The sequence below is a fragment of the Mucilaginibacter sp. SJ genome, from assembly GCF_028993635.1.
In the GTDB taxonomy this organism is placed as follows: Bacteria; Bacteroidota; Bacteroidia; order Sphingobacteriales; family Sphingobacteriaceae; genus Mucilaginibacter.
Genome location: NZ_CP118631.1, coordinates 5096686 through 5109462 on the forward strand (window position 1 = coordinate 5096686; position 12777 = coordinate 5109462).

The 12777-nt window shown below is 42.7% G+C and carries 16 protein-coding genes; 5 read left to right on the top strand and 11 right to left on the bottom strand.

All coding sequences use genetic code 11. From position 1 onward, the window contains the following. Positions 1-45 precede the first annotated feature (45 nt). Positions 46-573: an REP-associated tyrosine transposase gene (locus MusilaSJ_RS21225; RefSeq protein ID WP_274986807.1), complete on the top strand. Its 528-nt coding sequence runs from the start codon at positions 46-48 to the stop codon at positions 571-573. A 159-nt stretch (positions 574-732) separates the two neighbouring features. Here MusilaSJ_RS21225 and folP read toward each other — a convergent pair whose 3' ends face one another. Further along, positions 733-1587, bottom strand: coding sequence for a dihydropteroate synthase (gene folP / locus MusilaSJ_RS21230; protein ID WP_274986808.1), 855 nt, complete (start codon positions 1585-1587; stop codon positions 733-735). 177 nt (positions 1588-1764) lie between these two features. On the opposite strand from folP, the gene MusilaSJ_RS21235 reads away from it, so the two are divergent. From MusilaSJ_RS21235 to MusilaSJ_RS21250, 4 genes are read left to right on the top strand one after another with little or no spacing between them, the layout of a single operon-like run. Further along, complete coding sequence (locus MusilaSJ_RS21235; protein ID WP_274986809.1) at positions 1765-2256, top strand: DUF1599 domain-containing protein; 492 nt, start codon at positions 1765-1767, stop codon at positions 2254-2256. Between the two features lie 5 nt (positions 2257-2261). Beyond that, positions 2262-3425 carry a BT_3928 family protein gene (locus MusilaSJ_RS21240; RefSeq protein ID WP_274986810.1) on the top strand — a complete coding sequence of 388 codons (1164 nt, stop codon included), beginning with the start codon at positions 2262-2264 and terminating at the stop codon, positions 3423-3425. Between the two features lie 4 nt (positions 3426-3429). Then, positions 3430-4488: an ABC transporter permease gene (locus MusilaSJ_RS21245; protein ID WP_274986811.1), complete on the top strand. Its 1059-nt coding sequence runs from the start codon at positions 3430-3432 to the stop codon at positions 4486-4488. Between the two features lie 10 nt (positions 4489-4498). Continuing rightward, positions 4499-5005 (top strand): shikimate kinase, encoded by a 507-nt coding sequence (locus MusilaSJ_RS21250; protein WP_274986812.1) that lies wholly within the window; start codon positions 4499-4501, stop codon positions 5003-5005. A 110-nt stretch (positions 5006-5115) separates the two neighbouring features. Here the strand turns inward: MusilaSJ_RS21250 and MusilaSJ_RS21255 are convergent, their stop codons facing one another. The 10 genes from MusilaSJ_RS21255 to MusilaSJ_RS21300 all read right to left on the bottom strand — a co-directional run bounded on the left by MusilaSJ_RS21255 (position 5116) and on the right by MusilaSJ_RS21300 (position 12758). Continuing rightward, positions 5116-5271, bottom strand: a complete 156-nt coding sequence (locus tag MusilaSJ_RS21255) for a hypothetical protein (protein WP_274986813.1) — start codon at positions 5269-5271, stop codon at positions 5116-5118. A gap of 156 nt (positions 5272-5427) precedes the next feature. Then, positions 5428-5940, bottom strand: coding sequence for a phosphoribosyltransferase family protein (locus tag MusilaSJ_RS21260; protein WP_129568425.1), 513 nt, complete (start codon positions 5938-5940; stop codon positions 5428-5430). Between the two features lie 131 nt (positions 5941-6071). Further along, positions 6072-6467 (bottom strand): hypothetical protein, encoded by a 396-nt coding sequence (locus tag MusilaSJ_RS21265; RefSeq protein WP_090534162.1) that lies wholly within the window; start codon positions 6465-6467, stop codon positions 6072-6074. A gap of 151 nt (positions 6468-6618) precedes the next feature. Next, positions 6619-8025: a 23S rRNA (uracil(1939)-C(5))-methyltransferase RlmD gene (gene rlmD / locus MusilaSJ_RS21270; RefSeq protein WP_274986814.1), complete on the bottom strand. Its 1407-nt coding sequence runs from the start codon at positions 8023-8025 to the stop codon at positions 6619-6621. A gap of 334 nt (positions 8026-8359) precedes the next feature. Further along, on the bottom strand, positions 8360-9694 hold the full coding sequence (gene creD / locus MusilaSJ_RS21275) for a cell envelope integrity protein CreD (protein WP_274986815.1): 1335 nt from the start codon (positions 9692-9694) through the stop codon (positions 8360-8362). A gap of 351 nt (positions 9695-10045) precedes the next feature. Then, positions 10046-10627 (bottom strand): TetR/AcrR family transcriptional regulator, encoded by a 582-nt coding sequence (locus MusilaSJ_RS21280; protein ID WP_274986816.1) that lies wholly within the window; start codon positions 10625-10627, stop codon positions 10046-10048. Further along, complete coding sequence (locus tag MusilaSJ_RS21285; protein ID WP_274986817.1) at positions 10627-11040, bottom strand: Rieske (2Fe-2S) protein; 414 nt, start codon at positions 11038-11040, stop codon at positions 10627-10629. Before MusilaSJ_RS21285 ends, MusilaSJ_RS21280 begins: the two co-directional genes overlap by 1 nt. After that, positions 11037-12071 (bottom strand): phenylalanine--tRNA ligase subunit alpha, encoded by a 1035-nt coding sequence (gene pheS / locus MusilaSJ_RS21290; protein ID WP_274986818.1) that lies wholly within the window; start codon positions 12069-12071, stop codon positions 11037-11039. The genes MusilaSJ_RS21285 and pheS overlap by 4 nt, the downstream gene beginning before the upstream one ends. Then, on the bottom strand, positions 12071-12487 hold the full coding sequence (locus MusilaSJ_RS21295; protein WP_274986819.1) for a type II toxin-antitoxin system VapC family toxin: 417 nt from the start codon (positions 12485-12487) through the stop codon (positions 12071-12073). Before MusilaSJ_RS21295 ends, pheS begins: the two co-directional genes overlap by 1 nt. After that, positions 12477-12758 carry a DUF6364 family protein gene (locus tag MusilaSJ_RS21300; protein ID WP_274986820.1) on the bottom strand — a complete coding sequence of 94 codons (282 nt, stop codon included), beginning with the start codon at positions 12756-12758 and terminating at the stop codon, positions 12477-12479. The genes MusilaSJ_RS21295 and MusilaSJ_RS21300 overlap by 11 nt, the downstream gene beginning before the upstream one ends. Positions 12759-12777: the final 19 nt, after the last annotated feature.

The following is a 12777-nucleotide window of genomic DNA, read 5'->3' on the forward strand; positions in this document are numbered from 1 at the left end:
CGGCCTCTGGCCGCCGTAGTCAAAGCCTAAAATCAAACCTAAATCATGTCAGAATTCAGAAAAGCCAATACAGATCGCCCGTTTTTCGTAACCCTCACGATAGTTGGCTGGATAGATATTTTCACCCGGTCTGAATATTGCGAAGAGTTTTTAAATAACCTGGAATTTTGCAGAAAAAACAAGGGCTTAAAGGTGTATGCTTATTGTATAATGAGTAGCCATATTCATCTGATTGTTGAATCTGAGGAAGCAAAACTTCCGCAAATTATAAGAGACCTCAAAAGTTATACAGCTAAGCGTATTATAGCATTGATAACTAATAGCTATACGGAAAGCAGAAAAGAATGGCTGCTTTACATGTTCAGGTACTTCGCGAACAGCACTCAACAAAACAGCGAATATCAATTTTGGCAAAAGACCATGCATCCTACTGAACTAATAACTGCCAAAGTATTTGATCAGAAGGTAGAGTATATTCATAATAACCCGGTTGAAGCGATGATCGTTAATGATCCGATAGCATATGTGTATAGTAGCGCTAATCCTGATTCTGTGTTTAAGGTTGATGAGTGACCTTTTGTTTTGGTTACTGCGGCCGGGAGGCCGCGAAATAGTCGACACTCGGCTGGAGCCGAGCGTCAGCGTGGTGTATGTTGGGGAATAAACAAAAGGCGCCGGCGCTCGGCTCCTGCCGAGTGCCAAATTATCAAGCGGCCTCCCGGCCGCCGAAGCTCAAATCTGGTAAGCCTCCCAAATCTTCACCGCTTCCACCGCCTCTTTCACATCATGAACCCTTAAAATACTGGTGCCTTTCATCAATGCTATGGTATTCAAAACTGTTGTGCCATTTAAAGCTTCGGCGGCAGTATTTCCCAGTAAACCATAAATCATCCTTTTGCGCGAGATGCCTGTAAGTAAAGGCAGGCCGAACAGATTAAATTCATTCATCCGGCTCATCAGTTCATAGCTATGCTCCGCTTTTTTGGCAAAGCCGAAGCCCGGGTCGAGGATCACGTCATGTACGCCAAGGCGTTTTAATTCGCTGTATTTCGAGATAAAATAATCAAACACCTCACCAAATACATCATCATACTCTGCCAGTTGGTTCATGGTTTGCGGGGTGCCTTTCATGTGCATCAAAATATAGGGCACCTGCAGGCGGGCAACAGTAGCAAACATGTCACCATCAAGCATGCCACCTGATATATCATTGATAATATGTGCGCCGCCTTTTACAGCCGCTTCAGCAACCTTTGCCCGGAAAGTATCTATCGACATAATAGCTTCCGGAAATTGGGCAGCTATAGCTTCAACAACAGGCAATAGCCTGTCTGTTTCTTCCTGTGCTGAAATATCAACCGCTCCGGGGCGTGATGAATACGCGCCAATGTCTAAAAACGTTGCACCATCGGTCAGCATTTTTTCTGCTTGTTTTAAGGCTTCATCAACACCGGGTTTGCGGCTATCGGCAAAAAACGAATCGGGTGTGATATTGATAATGCCCATCACTTTTGGCGATGAAAGATCAATCAATCGGCCCCCGGCATTAAGTGTAACTTTTTTACGGAAAAATGTATTTTTAGTCACGGTTAGTTAAGTGTTGCAAAGTTATAATACGGCAAAGTTAACTAACTTTACAGGCGCAGGCTTCAAAACCTTCCAACATTTAAGCTTTACAACGTTACAACAAACAAAACATAGCATCTTTTGACTAATACAGCAGCAGAATACGAAGGCGTAATTAATATATGTAAAGGCCTTTTCATGAAAAAGACCCGCGACTACGGCACCGCATGGCGCATCCTCCGTCCGCAATCCATTACCGATCAGATTTTTATCAAAGCCCAGCGTATCCGTACTTTGGAGGAAAAGAAAGTATCAAAAGTAGGCGACGATATCACCGGCGAATACATAGGCATTGTTAACTATTGTGTGATTGCGATGATGCAGCTGGAATGCGGCCCCGAAATGTCGACAGAGCTTAACCCTGATCATGTGAGCCAGATGTTTGACGAGAAGGTGAATGAAACCAAAGAGCTGATGTTTGCCAAAAATCATGATTACGGCGAAGCATGGCGCGATATGCGCATAAGTTCATTGACAGATTTGATACTGATGAAACTGCTCCGCGTAAAACAGATAGAAGATAATCAGGGCCTTACAGAAGCTTCAGAAGGTGTAAAAGCCAACTACCAGGATATGCTGAACTATGCCGTTTTCGCGCTGATCAAGCTTAATATACATCTGGGCAAATAAAGCTTATGAAAAATACATCATCAAATAGCGCTGTAATATGGATCCCACGCTTATTGGTGGGCTTATTGTTTATATTTTCGGGAGCGATCAAAGCCAATGATCCGCTGGGCTTTTCGTATAAGCTGGTGGAGTATTTTGAGGTTTTTCATATGACTTTCCTCAATGGGCTAGCGCTTACGATGGCTATTGTGTTATGCGCGCTTGAAATGTTGCTGGGTTTCGCTTTACTAATAGGTGCGCGAGCTGTTAAAGTTGCCTGGGGCTTGTTATTGCTGATTATCTTTTTTGGCTTTTTAACCTTTTACTCGGCCTTTTTTAAAGTGGTGCAAACCTGCGGCTGCTTTGGCGATGCCATTCCCTTAACACCATGGCAGTCCTTCAGTAAGGATATGGTTTTGCTTGCTTTGGTGCTGGTATTGTTTGTAAAGCGCAAAGAAATTAAGCCATTATTTAGCGCGAAGGTTGGCGATAAGTGGCTGATCTGCGCTGCCGTAGTTTCGGTTGGCATCGGGGTATACACCTACAACTTTTCGCCGGTCATTGACTTTCTGCCATACAAAATAGGTGCTAACCTACCCGATGAAATGAAGATTCCGCCCGGTGCACCTCTTGACGAGTTTGAACTTACCTATCACCTCAAAAACAAAAAAACAGGCGCTACCAAGGTGATGAACGATAAGGAATACCTTAAAAGTAATATCTGGAAGGACGCCAGTTGGGAAGTTGTTGGTGACCCGGAAAACCGCCTGGTGAAAAAGGGATATGAGCCTAAAATTCGTGACCTGGCTATCCAGGATGAACAGCGGAACGATTATACCAAAGAATTACTTTCGAGCCCTTTTTATAGCCTGTTCATTGTAGCCTATGATTTGAGCGAAACAGATAAAGATGCTATCAATCGCTTAAACGCATTGGCCATTAATTTGACTGATAATTATAATATCCGTACCGTACTGCTCACCTCAAATTCCGCAGCCGATGCCAAAGCGTTTGCCAAAGAGCATAAACTGATCAGCGAGATCTTTTATGCAGACGGTGTTCCGCTGAAATCAATGGTGCGTTCCAATCCGGGCGTTTTGTTAATTAAGAATGGCACCGTTATTAATAAGTGGCATTATCATTCGGTGCCTAAATACGAAGACATAGTAAAGGAATACTTACAGAAATAACCAAATGATCCCTTACCTGCTCCGCAAATTAATGTACGGGCTGGCAGTAATGCTGGGGGTGGTGTTTGTTGTTTTTTTCTTGTTCAATATTTTACCTGTCGACCCGGCCCGCATGACCCAGGGACAGCGAGCCGACGTACAATCGCTTCAGGCCGTACGCAAAGAGTTTGGGCTGGATAAACCAGTCCCGGTGCAATTCGCCTATTATCTAAATGACCTTTCCCCTGTAGGGATTCACCTTAATACAGTTGATGAGCAACAGCGTTACGGCTATGTAAAGCTATTCCCGGTAAGCAAAAGCAAGGTGCTGGCGTTAAAATGGCCTTACCTGAGACGTTCGTATCAAACCCGTAAGGATGTAGCCTTATTACTGATGGAAGTGATCCCGAATACCCTGGTGCTTGCCGCGGCTGCTATGATCTTCGCTATCATTATCGGTGTTTTTTTGGGCGTGGCAAGCGCGGTGAACAAAGATACCTGGATTGATAAGCTGGCTATTAGTTTTTCAACACTGGGCATTTCTGCCCCCTCTTTTTTTGCCGGGATTATCATTGCCTGGATCTTTGGTTTTGTGCTAAGTAATTACACACATTTAAATATGTCGGGCAGTTTGTATAGCTATGACCCGTTTAAAGGCGAAGTGATTACGCTGAAAAATCTGGTGCTGCCGGTAATTACTTTGGGTTTGCGTCCATTGGCTATTATTGTGCAGCTTACCCGCAATGCGATGCTTGATGTTTTGGGGCAGGATTACATCCGAACTGCCAAAGCGAAAGGATTAAGTAACCGGACGATTATTTACCGTCATGCACTTAAAAATGCCATGAACCCGGTAATTACCGCCATTGCCAACTGGTTTGCGTCGCTATTGGCAGGTTCGTTTTTTGTAGAATACATTTTTGGTTATAACGGATTAGGCAAAGCTACCGTTGATGCGCTGGAAATGTCGGATTTTCCGGTGGTTATGGGCTCTATATTATTTATCGCGTTTATATTTGTGGTGATCAGTATCCTGGTGGATGTTATCTATGTTTGGATAGACCCGCGGGTAAAATTAAGCTGAAGGAATTTTTATGAGATATTTTATTGTGGGCTTCATGGGCTGTGGCAAAACAACCTGGGGCCGCAAACTGGCCGCCAAATGGGGCTACGAATTTATTGATCTTGATCATGTGCTGGAAGCCAAAGCAGGCATGAGCATAGCCGAATATTTTTCCTCATTTGGCGAGGATGCATTCCGTAAACTGGAATCGCAGGTATTGAAAGAAACTGAATATGCCGAAAATACGGTGGTATCAACCGGCGGAGGATTGCCTTGTTTTTTTGATAACATGGATTGGATGAATGCCAACGGTAAAACCCTCTACATAAAACTATCTCCCAAAACCCTGGCCGACAGGTTGGAGAATAGCAAAACCATACGCCCGGTATTGCAAGGTAAAAAAGGCGATGAACTGGTAGAATTTATCACCGGCAAACTGGCCGAGCGTGAAGGTTTCTACCTGCAGGCAACAAATATTGTTGAAGGGATTGATATGTCGGTTGAGAAGCTGGAAGAGGCGCTGGGGGTTAGTATTTAAAATTATGCTATAGTTTGCGTTAGGGATTGAAGCGGATACCGGCCTGTGGCTAATGCCCGTGCAGTATGAGCGGAAAGCCCGGCCGAAGGAACGCCCAAAACACGAGAATACTAATTCTCATTTTGTCCTTTTAGTTTATCCCAAAACTCTTTGGAAGAAATTTTTCTGCCATTTTCGGCATCAGCTATACCTTCGTCAATATGCTGCTTTTGGGCTTCAGATAAATTTTCCCACCAGTCTCTTGTATGATTAATCTTTTCTGCCATTTTTTAATTATAAAAACCAAGAAGAGGAAAGTGTCATAAACTTTGCCTTGCTGCTCTGCCAATGGCGGATCGCTTCGTACTTCTTACAGCAATGACGATCTATATAAAATGATTTATTGAATAAAAATCAGTTGAATATAAGAGACGGAATTCATCTTACCTCAAATAAACCGCATCCTCTTCGCCATCTTCTTCATCAAGCACTACGTCAACATGCTCTTTAATAACAGTGGAAAGGGCTACACCTGCAAAATCGGTAGTAATGGGGAAGCTTTTATGATTGCGGTCAACCAATACCGCGGTACGGAGCTTTTTCAGCGGAACATCCAAAAATACACCAAAGCCGTAAGCAAGGGTTTTACCGCTGTTCAGCACATCATCAACCAGTATCACCACTTTATTACTGCATTCTTCTACCTCAAAATCAATATTGGCGCTTAAGCTGCTGCTTTGTTTTTCAAGTTCGATAGTAAGCAGGCGGCTTTTGAAAGGCGCAATGCCATCGAGGATGGTTTTCAGGCGCTCGGCAATGTGGTTGCCACGCGGCAGGATACCGGCTATCAATATTTCATTCTCGTCAAAATTATCCTCCAGTATCTGGTAGGCCATCCTGTCGAGCTTTTGCTGGATCTGTTGCTTATTTAGTATGAGAAGCTTTTTTTCAGGCATTTTTATCAGCATTATTTATTGCTCTTTTTAAAGGAGCTTTTATGCGGAAGCAGGATTCAACTAAAATAGTCCATTCCATATTGCGTCTTCGGGAGAAGGGGCCGCACGTCTCAAATTTATATAAATAAAACTTACTTAGCGTAAGGGAAAAACACAAAGTTTGCGCCTTCGGGAACCACTACAAATACGCACATAAATTGGTACGGATCTTTGTAGCTGTTAACAAAGCGTTCTTTCAGTACAGGCTTTATAACGTCTCGTTCTACAAATTCTTCCAATGTAGAAGCATGAATGCTCCATTCCGAGTTTAAATCATGACGATCAAGGATTAATTCGCCTAAACTAAGTTCGTGCTGATGAGCTATGAAAATAGGGTATGAAGAGAGTCCTTCGTTAATGATCTCTTCGGCTATCTCTTTAATTGAGTCGTTAAAATATTTCAGGTCGCGCTCCAAACTTATCAGCGGACTATCAGCCGCCGGTTTGTTGCGTTCATTTCCTTCGTTAAGCAGTTCTTCAGGGTTCATGACCGTTGATTTTTTTGATTACGCTGATTTCGTTGATTTTTTTGGGATTACACCGATTATTAGATGATTACACCGATTTGTTTTTTGATTATATTGACTCTTAAACATTGCGACTATGAACCATAGGCCAGGAACAACTAATCTCTAACCTCTAATCTCTCAAAGTAAGCAACACCACGTTCTCCACGTGCTGGGTATGCGGAAACATATCTACCGGCTGAATTTTAACCGTATCATATTTTTCTTTTAGCACCAGCAGGTCACGGGCCTGGGTGGCGGCATTGCAGCTTACATAAACAATTTTAGGGGCTTCAATTTCCATGAGGCGGGCTACTACGTCCGGGTGCATGCCTGCACGTGGTGGGTCGGTAATGATCACATCCGGCTTGCCATGCTCAGCTACGAAATCGGCCACCAATACATCTTTCATATCACCCGCATAAAACTTGGTGTTGGTGATATTGTTAATGGCCGAATTTACCTTAGCATCTTCAATGGCAGCAGGTACATACTCAACACCAACAACCTCGCGCACGTGACCGGCAACAAAGTTGGCAATGGTGCCGGCGCCAGTGTAAAGGTCATAAACCAGTTCATCGCCTTTAAAACCCGCAAAATCGCGGGTTATTTCATACAGACGGAGTGCCTGTACAGAGTTGGTCTGGTAAAATGACTTAGGCCCTATACGGAACTTGATGCCATTCATTTCCTCGTGGATATATTCGGGGCCTTTAAAGGCTACAACATCCTGGTCAAAAATAGTATCGTTCTTTTTCTGGTTTACGATATATAACAATGAAGTTATTTCCGGGAAACGGGCGTCAATGTGGCTCATCAGGTTATCAATCTCGCTTTGTTCTGCGTAAGCGAAAACTACAATCACCATGATCTCGCCGGTTGATGAGGTACGTACAACCAAATTGCGGAGCATACCGCTGTGATTACGCAGATCGTAATATGTATATCCTTGTTGAATGGTAAAATCGCGGATCTCATTGCGCAGGCTGTTTGATGGTTCGGCCTGCAGATAGCAATGGTTTACATCTAATATCTTATCAAACCTGCCGGGAATATGGAAACCGAGGGCATTCATGTTCAGGGCGCCGTCTTCCTTGTTTTCGCCATCGTAAAGCCAGCGTTTGTTGGAGAAGGTAAACTCAAGTTTGTTGCGGTAATATCTGTCGGCCGGCGAAGGCACGATAGGCATGATACCTTCAACGTTGATCTTAGCCAGGCGACTTAAGGCATCTACAACTGACTTTTGTTTAAATTTAAGCTGGGCCTCGTAGGTCATGTGTTGCCACTTGCAGCCACCACAGGTGCCGAAATGCTCGCAAAAAGCTTGCGTTCGGTATTCAGAAGCTTGTTTTAATTCGGTGATCTTGCCTTCGCCGAAGTTCTTCTTACTACGGTATACCTGTACATCTGCCACATCGCCGGGTACGGCCTTATCTACAAAAAGCACAAAGTCATCGGCTTTGCCTACGCCTTTGCCTTCTTCGGCAATGTCAATGATCTGCACGTTCTCAAAAAACTTTGGTTTGTTAGCTTTACTCATCAGGCTGCAAAGTTAACCCTATTTATTTAATCCTGAAAATGGGAGGAGAGAGGCAAAAGAAAGCCGGTCGCCTTTAAAAGACGTTACGATCTTAAGCAGGATCTCTAAGCAAATAAACTTAGCAGATAGTTAACCATATTATCGTCAACGGTAATATCTTCTATCTCAAATTGCTCATCAATCAGGTCGGAAAGTTCTGTTAGTTCGCGGCTCATAAAATAAAAAATTACTATGCTAACATAGCAATTTTTAAACTAAAAACCAAATCGGTATAAGGTTTAATTTATAATCAGCAAAGATTTCTGAAACCTTTGCTGATTGGTATATGCAATGCTTAATTTTTATCCCAGTTTATCTTGCGCGAAAAATACATTAGTACAGCTATTATAATAAACAATGCGATACTGCCAACCATTAAGGCAAGATCTTCCAGTTGAATGATGACAAAGATGAAGGCATAAAAGACAGCCAAAATAAAGGCGAACAATAATGCCGCCTTGCCGTTTTTGAGCAGGGATGATATAAATACGGATATAAGTGCTATGGTTAATACAGAAGCAATAAGATAGGCCATGTTGTAGCCAACCTGCTCTGAAAACGATAATAGCAGTGTGTAGTAAATAACCATAGCCGCACCAATCAGTATGTAATTGAACATATGTATCGGTTGCTTGCGGATAACCTCGGTTAAAAACAAGGAGATAAAGGTGAGCAGGATAATGAATATCGCATACTTACTGGTACGCATGGTTTTCTGGTACTGGTCAACCGGGAGGCGAAGCTTTACACCAAAAGTGGCCTCTTCCAGTTTTTTGTCGTTATCCAACGTTTTTTGCTGACCGGTCCACTGTTGCGGGAATGGCCGGTTGTAATACATCATACGCCAGCTGGCGCTAAAGCCGCCGGTATCAACTTTAGCATCATCGGGGAGGAAATTGCCATCAAAGCTCGGGCTGCTCCAGTTGCCATTTACCCGCACATCGGTAGTTTTACCCATTTGTAAAAAGCTTAATCCTTCACTGCCTTTCAGATCAAGCGTGTAATCAAATGGAATTTCGTTATTGTTTATTGCTGAAAGATCGACACCGGCTTGCAAACCATTGCCAAATACGGATTCAAATGAAGGTTCGGCGCCAAGTATGGGTTGAGTTGTTTTTATAACCGGGTTGCTTTTCAAACCTTTCAGGTCGCTCACACTAAATTCAAACCTGGCTTTGTTTAAAAGAAGCTGGTTTATATTTATACCGAGTGAGGAGAGATCAAGCCTGGCAAAATTACCGCTTACTTTTACCTGCGTATTGTACACCGCCACGTCAAAAATGCCCCGGTGCCTAAGCTGTGTTGTAAGGCCTGCCTTAATGTGAAGGTTGTCGGGCAAAATGTACAGGTTTTCTATAGGCGTTTGCTTAGCGGTATCGGTTATATTTATTCCTTTTTTATAAGGGATAACCAATATCGGGCCTTTGATAATCTGGCTGGCCGACCAGCTATCTGATACCTCTTTGGCCGTTTCCCCCTGTCTGACTGCACGTTCGGTTACCAGGTTTTGGACGAAGGCTGATGGAATTAAGAGCAAAAGCGCCAATAGCCCGATAAAGATCAATTTAAAAGTTGCCGATTCTTTGAGCCAGCCTAATGTTGTTTGTTTGGGTGATTGTTCCTCTATCATGATTGTTTAGATATAAAGTACTTTGTATTTCAAAGTTTATAATTAAAAAGAAAGGGCTCTTTGTTTAAGCCTATGACAAATATAATGTAAAGTACTTTGTATTTAAAAGTAAATAATGGAAATTTTTACTCAAATAGTTAAAAACTGTTTGAAGGCCGGTCAGATAGCTATCAAATAAAATCATTGCCGTGACTTTAGTCGACGGAATTATTGCCGAAAGACAGAAAGCTTTAGCCGAAATACAGCTTGGATTTGGGCTGAAGCCCGGCTGTCTACTCCTTTAATCCGTTGACTAAAATCAACGGCAATAAGTAGGTCTTTCTTTAGGTAGTTTTTAATTGAAAGGTATTCTTACACCGAAACCGCAGCCTTAACCAGATAAGGTAAAATCTCTTTCTGAAAAGAAACAAAATTTTTCCTCACATCCGAATCGCTTACCGAGGTAAAGGCGAAACTGAACACAATGCTTTTACTGCATTTGATCAGGAAGCGCAGGCGTTGCTGGTAAGTTTCGTGCTTGCGGATGCCCGGTAACTGGATAAACGAAGCCATAAGCAGTTCTTCCAGTTCGTTAGATAGGTTCTTTAAAAAATCCTGGGAGTTGGTTGATTCGCGGATAAAATCCCAGCCGATAAACTCATTACAAACGGTGTAGGAGAGGCGGCAGGTTTTCATGATGAGGTTATTGAGATAAACCTCTTCATCAATATCATTCCAATTGCTTTGTACCAGGTCATCAACGCTGGCTTTGATGTAGTCCATCAGCAAAACGTGTAATATGGCTTCTTTGCTGTCGAAGTATTTATATATGGTTGCCTTGGCAATTTTTGCCTTTTTGGCAATCTCATTAACACTGGTTTTATGGTACCCGAATTTGCGGAAAAGTTCCTGTGCTGCCCGCTTAATGCTATCTTTTATTTTATCGGCTTCCATCAATTAGTTACTTGAATTTCAAACTGGGTAACAGCTACCCTATAGGTTCTTAATGCCTTTGTGGCCGGGGCTTTTACCGGTGTGCCATCTTCCAGGCTAAACTTTGAACCGCTGCAGGGATCGGTTACCGTAAAGCCTGTATTGTCAATTGTTACGGCGCATTTTTTTTCGGGCTGATAACTGCTACACCGGTCGTAGGCCGCATAAGTGCCGTTCACTTTGCGGTAAATGATTAGTCCGGCAACGCCATAGCCATTGATGGCCACCGCGCCGCCCGCAACGTTAAGGGGGCTCAATGCCGGTGTGCCCAATGCGGCCTGGAAATTAACAGGTACGCTCGGTACATTATCGGTTGCTTTTCCGCACGAAAAGCAACCGGTAACTACCAATAATATTATAGTGAGTTTCCTCATAACATTTCAGTTTGGAACTGTTTAAGGAAACGTACATCGTTTTCTGAAAACAGGCGTAGGTCGCGGATCACATATTTTAGGTTGGCAATACGCTCCATACCCATACCAAAGGCAAAACCTGTATATTTTTTACTGTCGATACCGCAGTTTTCCAAAACGTTAGGATCAACCATACCGCAGCCTAAAATCTCTACCCAACCACTGTGCTTACACATGTTACAACCGGCACCACCGCAAATGGTACACGAAATATCCATCTCGGCCGATGGCTCGGTGAACGGGAAGTATGAAGGGCGGAAACGAACTTTAGTACCTTCGCCATAAAGCTCCTGTACAAAGTGGTAAAGGGTTTGTTTCAGATCAGAGAAAGATACATTTTCATCAACATATAAACCTTCAATCTGGTGGAAAAAGCAATGCGCGCGGGCCGAAATAGCCTCGTTACGATAAACCCTGCCCGGCATAATTGCACGGAATGGTGGTTTGCCTGCTTCCATCATCCGTACTTGTACCGATGAGGTGTGGGTACGTAGGGCAATATCATCCTTGCCGTTATTCTTTTTAATGAAGAAGGTATCCTGCATATCACGTGCGGGGTGCTCTTCGGGAAAGTTTAGGGCTGAGAAATTATGCCAGTCGTCTTCAATTTCCGGTCCTTCCGCAACAACGAAACCTAAGCGCTTAAAAATATCGATGATCTCGTTACGAACCAACGACAGCGGATGGCGTGAGCCAACTGTAAAACCATCACCGGGTAAAGTAAGATCGATTTCGGATTTCGAATTTTGGACGTCGGATGTTAAATTTTCCTTCAGCTCGTTATATTTAGTTTCGGCCAGTTGTTTAAACTCGTTAAGTACTTTACCGAAAGTGCGTTTTTCTTCCGGGCTAACACTTTTAAACTGCTCAAAAAGGTCTTTAATAATACCCTTGGTGCCTAAAAATTTAATACGGAACGCTTCCAGTTCATCAGCATTAGCTGGCGAAAAAGCATTGATCTCGGCGGTATATTGGTCTATCTGAGCTTGCATTATAATGTATTTAAAAATTGTTCGGCTGTTAAAACCGGTATTGTTGAGTTTTTATAGTCTTTTATATTTCGGGTGATGATGGCGTCGCAATTATCTTTTTGGGCAATGTGAAATTGAATGGCATCTTCAAAATCTGTGATATCACTTAATATTGCTGTTTCTATTGCATCGAATTCGAAAGGCAACACTTTTGCAGAATTAAACAGATTCTTTAAATTCTCCTTGGCTTTCAATATCCCAACCTGTTTCCTCAACACGTAAACTATGTTTGCTATCACCAATGAGGAGGTTCGCAATTCGATATTTCTTTTTATGCACTCAATTAGCAGTATCTGAGTGTGAAAGAAAAAAGGTTCCCTTTTAAAAAACATGTCCAGTAAAACATCGCTATCCAGAAAGAGGCGTTTATATGCCATATTTCTCTTTGAAATATTCGTGTTTCATATCATCGTAGCTCATATCCGGATTAGGATCCTTCACTATACCTGTAAGTTGTTTGATCCATTCAGGTATTTCCACATTTTTATACTTCTTTTTTATCGGATCGTCCTTTTTTTCCTGCTCTGCTATGCCATCAAGAAACTCCTGCACCAGTTTGGATACACTGGTGTGTTGCCGTTTGGCATACTCCTTAACAAGAGACAGCGAATCGGCCTTGATACTCAAAGTTAACTTTGTACTTTCCATAAAAAGGAATTATATCTAC

Bases quoted from the DNA above. Each gene is read 5' to 3' on its own strand.
- MusilaSJ_RS21225 (WP_274986807.1), top strand. From the start codon at position 46: ATGTCAGAATTCAGAAAAGCCAATACAGATCGCCCGTTTTTCGTAACC.
- MusilaSJ_RS21235 (WP_274986809.1), top strand. From the start codon at position 1,765: ATGAAAAAGACCCGCGACTACGGCACCGCATGGCGCATCCTCCGTCCG.
- MusilaSJ_RS21240 (WP_274986810.1), top strand. From the start codon at position 2,262: ATGAAAAATACATCATCAAATAGCGCTGTAATATGGATCCCACGCTTA.
- MusilaSJ_RS21245 (WP_274986811.1), top strand. From the start codon at position 3,430: ATGATCCCTTACCTGCTCCGCAAATTAATGTACGGGCTGGCAGTAATG.
- MusilaSJ_RS21250 (WP_274986812.1), top strand. From the start codon at position 4,499: ATGAGATATTTTATTGTGGGCTTCATGGGCTGTGGCAAAACAACCTGG.
- MusilaSJ_RS21255 (WP_274986813.1), bottom strand. From the start codon at position 5,271: ATGGCAGAAAAGATTAATCATACAAGAGACTGGTGGGAAAATTTATCT.
- MusilaSJ_RS21260 (WP_129568425.1), bottom strand. From the start codon at position 5,940: ATGCCTGAAAAAAAGCTTCTCATACTAAATAAGCAACAGATCCAGCAA.
- MusilaSJ_RS21265 (WP_090534162.1), bottom strand. From the start codon at position 6,467: ATGAACCCTGAAGAACTGCTTAACGAAGGAAATGAACGCAACAAACCG.
- rlmD (WP_274986814.1), bottom strand. From the start codon at position 8,025: ATGAGTAAAGCTAACAAACCAAAGTTTTTTGAGAACGTGCAGATCATT.
- creD (WP_274986815.1), bottom strand. From the start codon at position 9,694: ATGATAGAGGAACAATCACCCAAACAAACAACATTAGGCTGGCTCAAA.
- MusilaSJ_RS21280 (WP_274986816.1), bottom strand. From the start codon at position 10,627: ATGGAAGCCGATAAAATAAAAGATAGCATTAAGCGGGCAGCACAGGAA.
- MusilaSJ_RS21285 (WP_274986817.1), bottom strand. From the start codon at position 11,040: ATGAGGAAACTCACTATAATATTATTGGTAGTTACCGGTTGCTTTTCG.
- pheS (WP_274986818.1), bottom strand. From the start codon at position 12,071: ATGCAAGCTCAGATAGACCAATATACCGCCGAGATCAATGCTTTTTCG.
- MusilaSJ_RS21295 (WP_274986819.1), bottom strand. From the start codon at position 12,487: ATGGCATATAAACGCCTCTTTCTGGATAGCGATGTTTTACTGGACATG.
- MusilaSJ_RS21300 (WP_274986820.1), bottom strand. From the start codon at position 12,758: ATGGAAAGTACAAAGTTAACTTTGAGTATCAAGGCCGATTCGCTGTCT.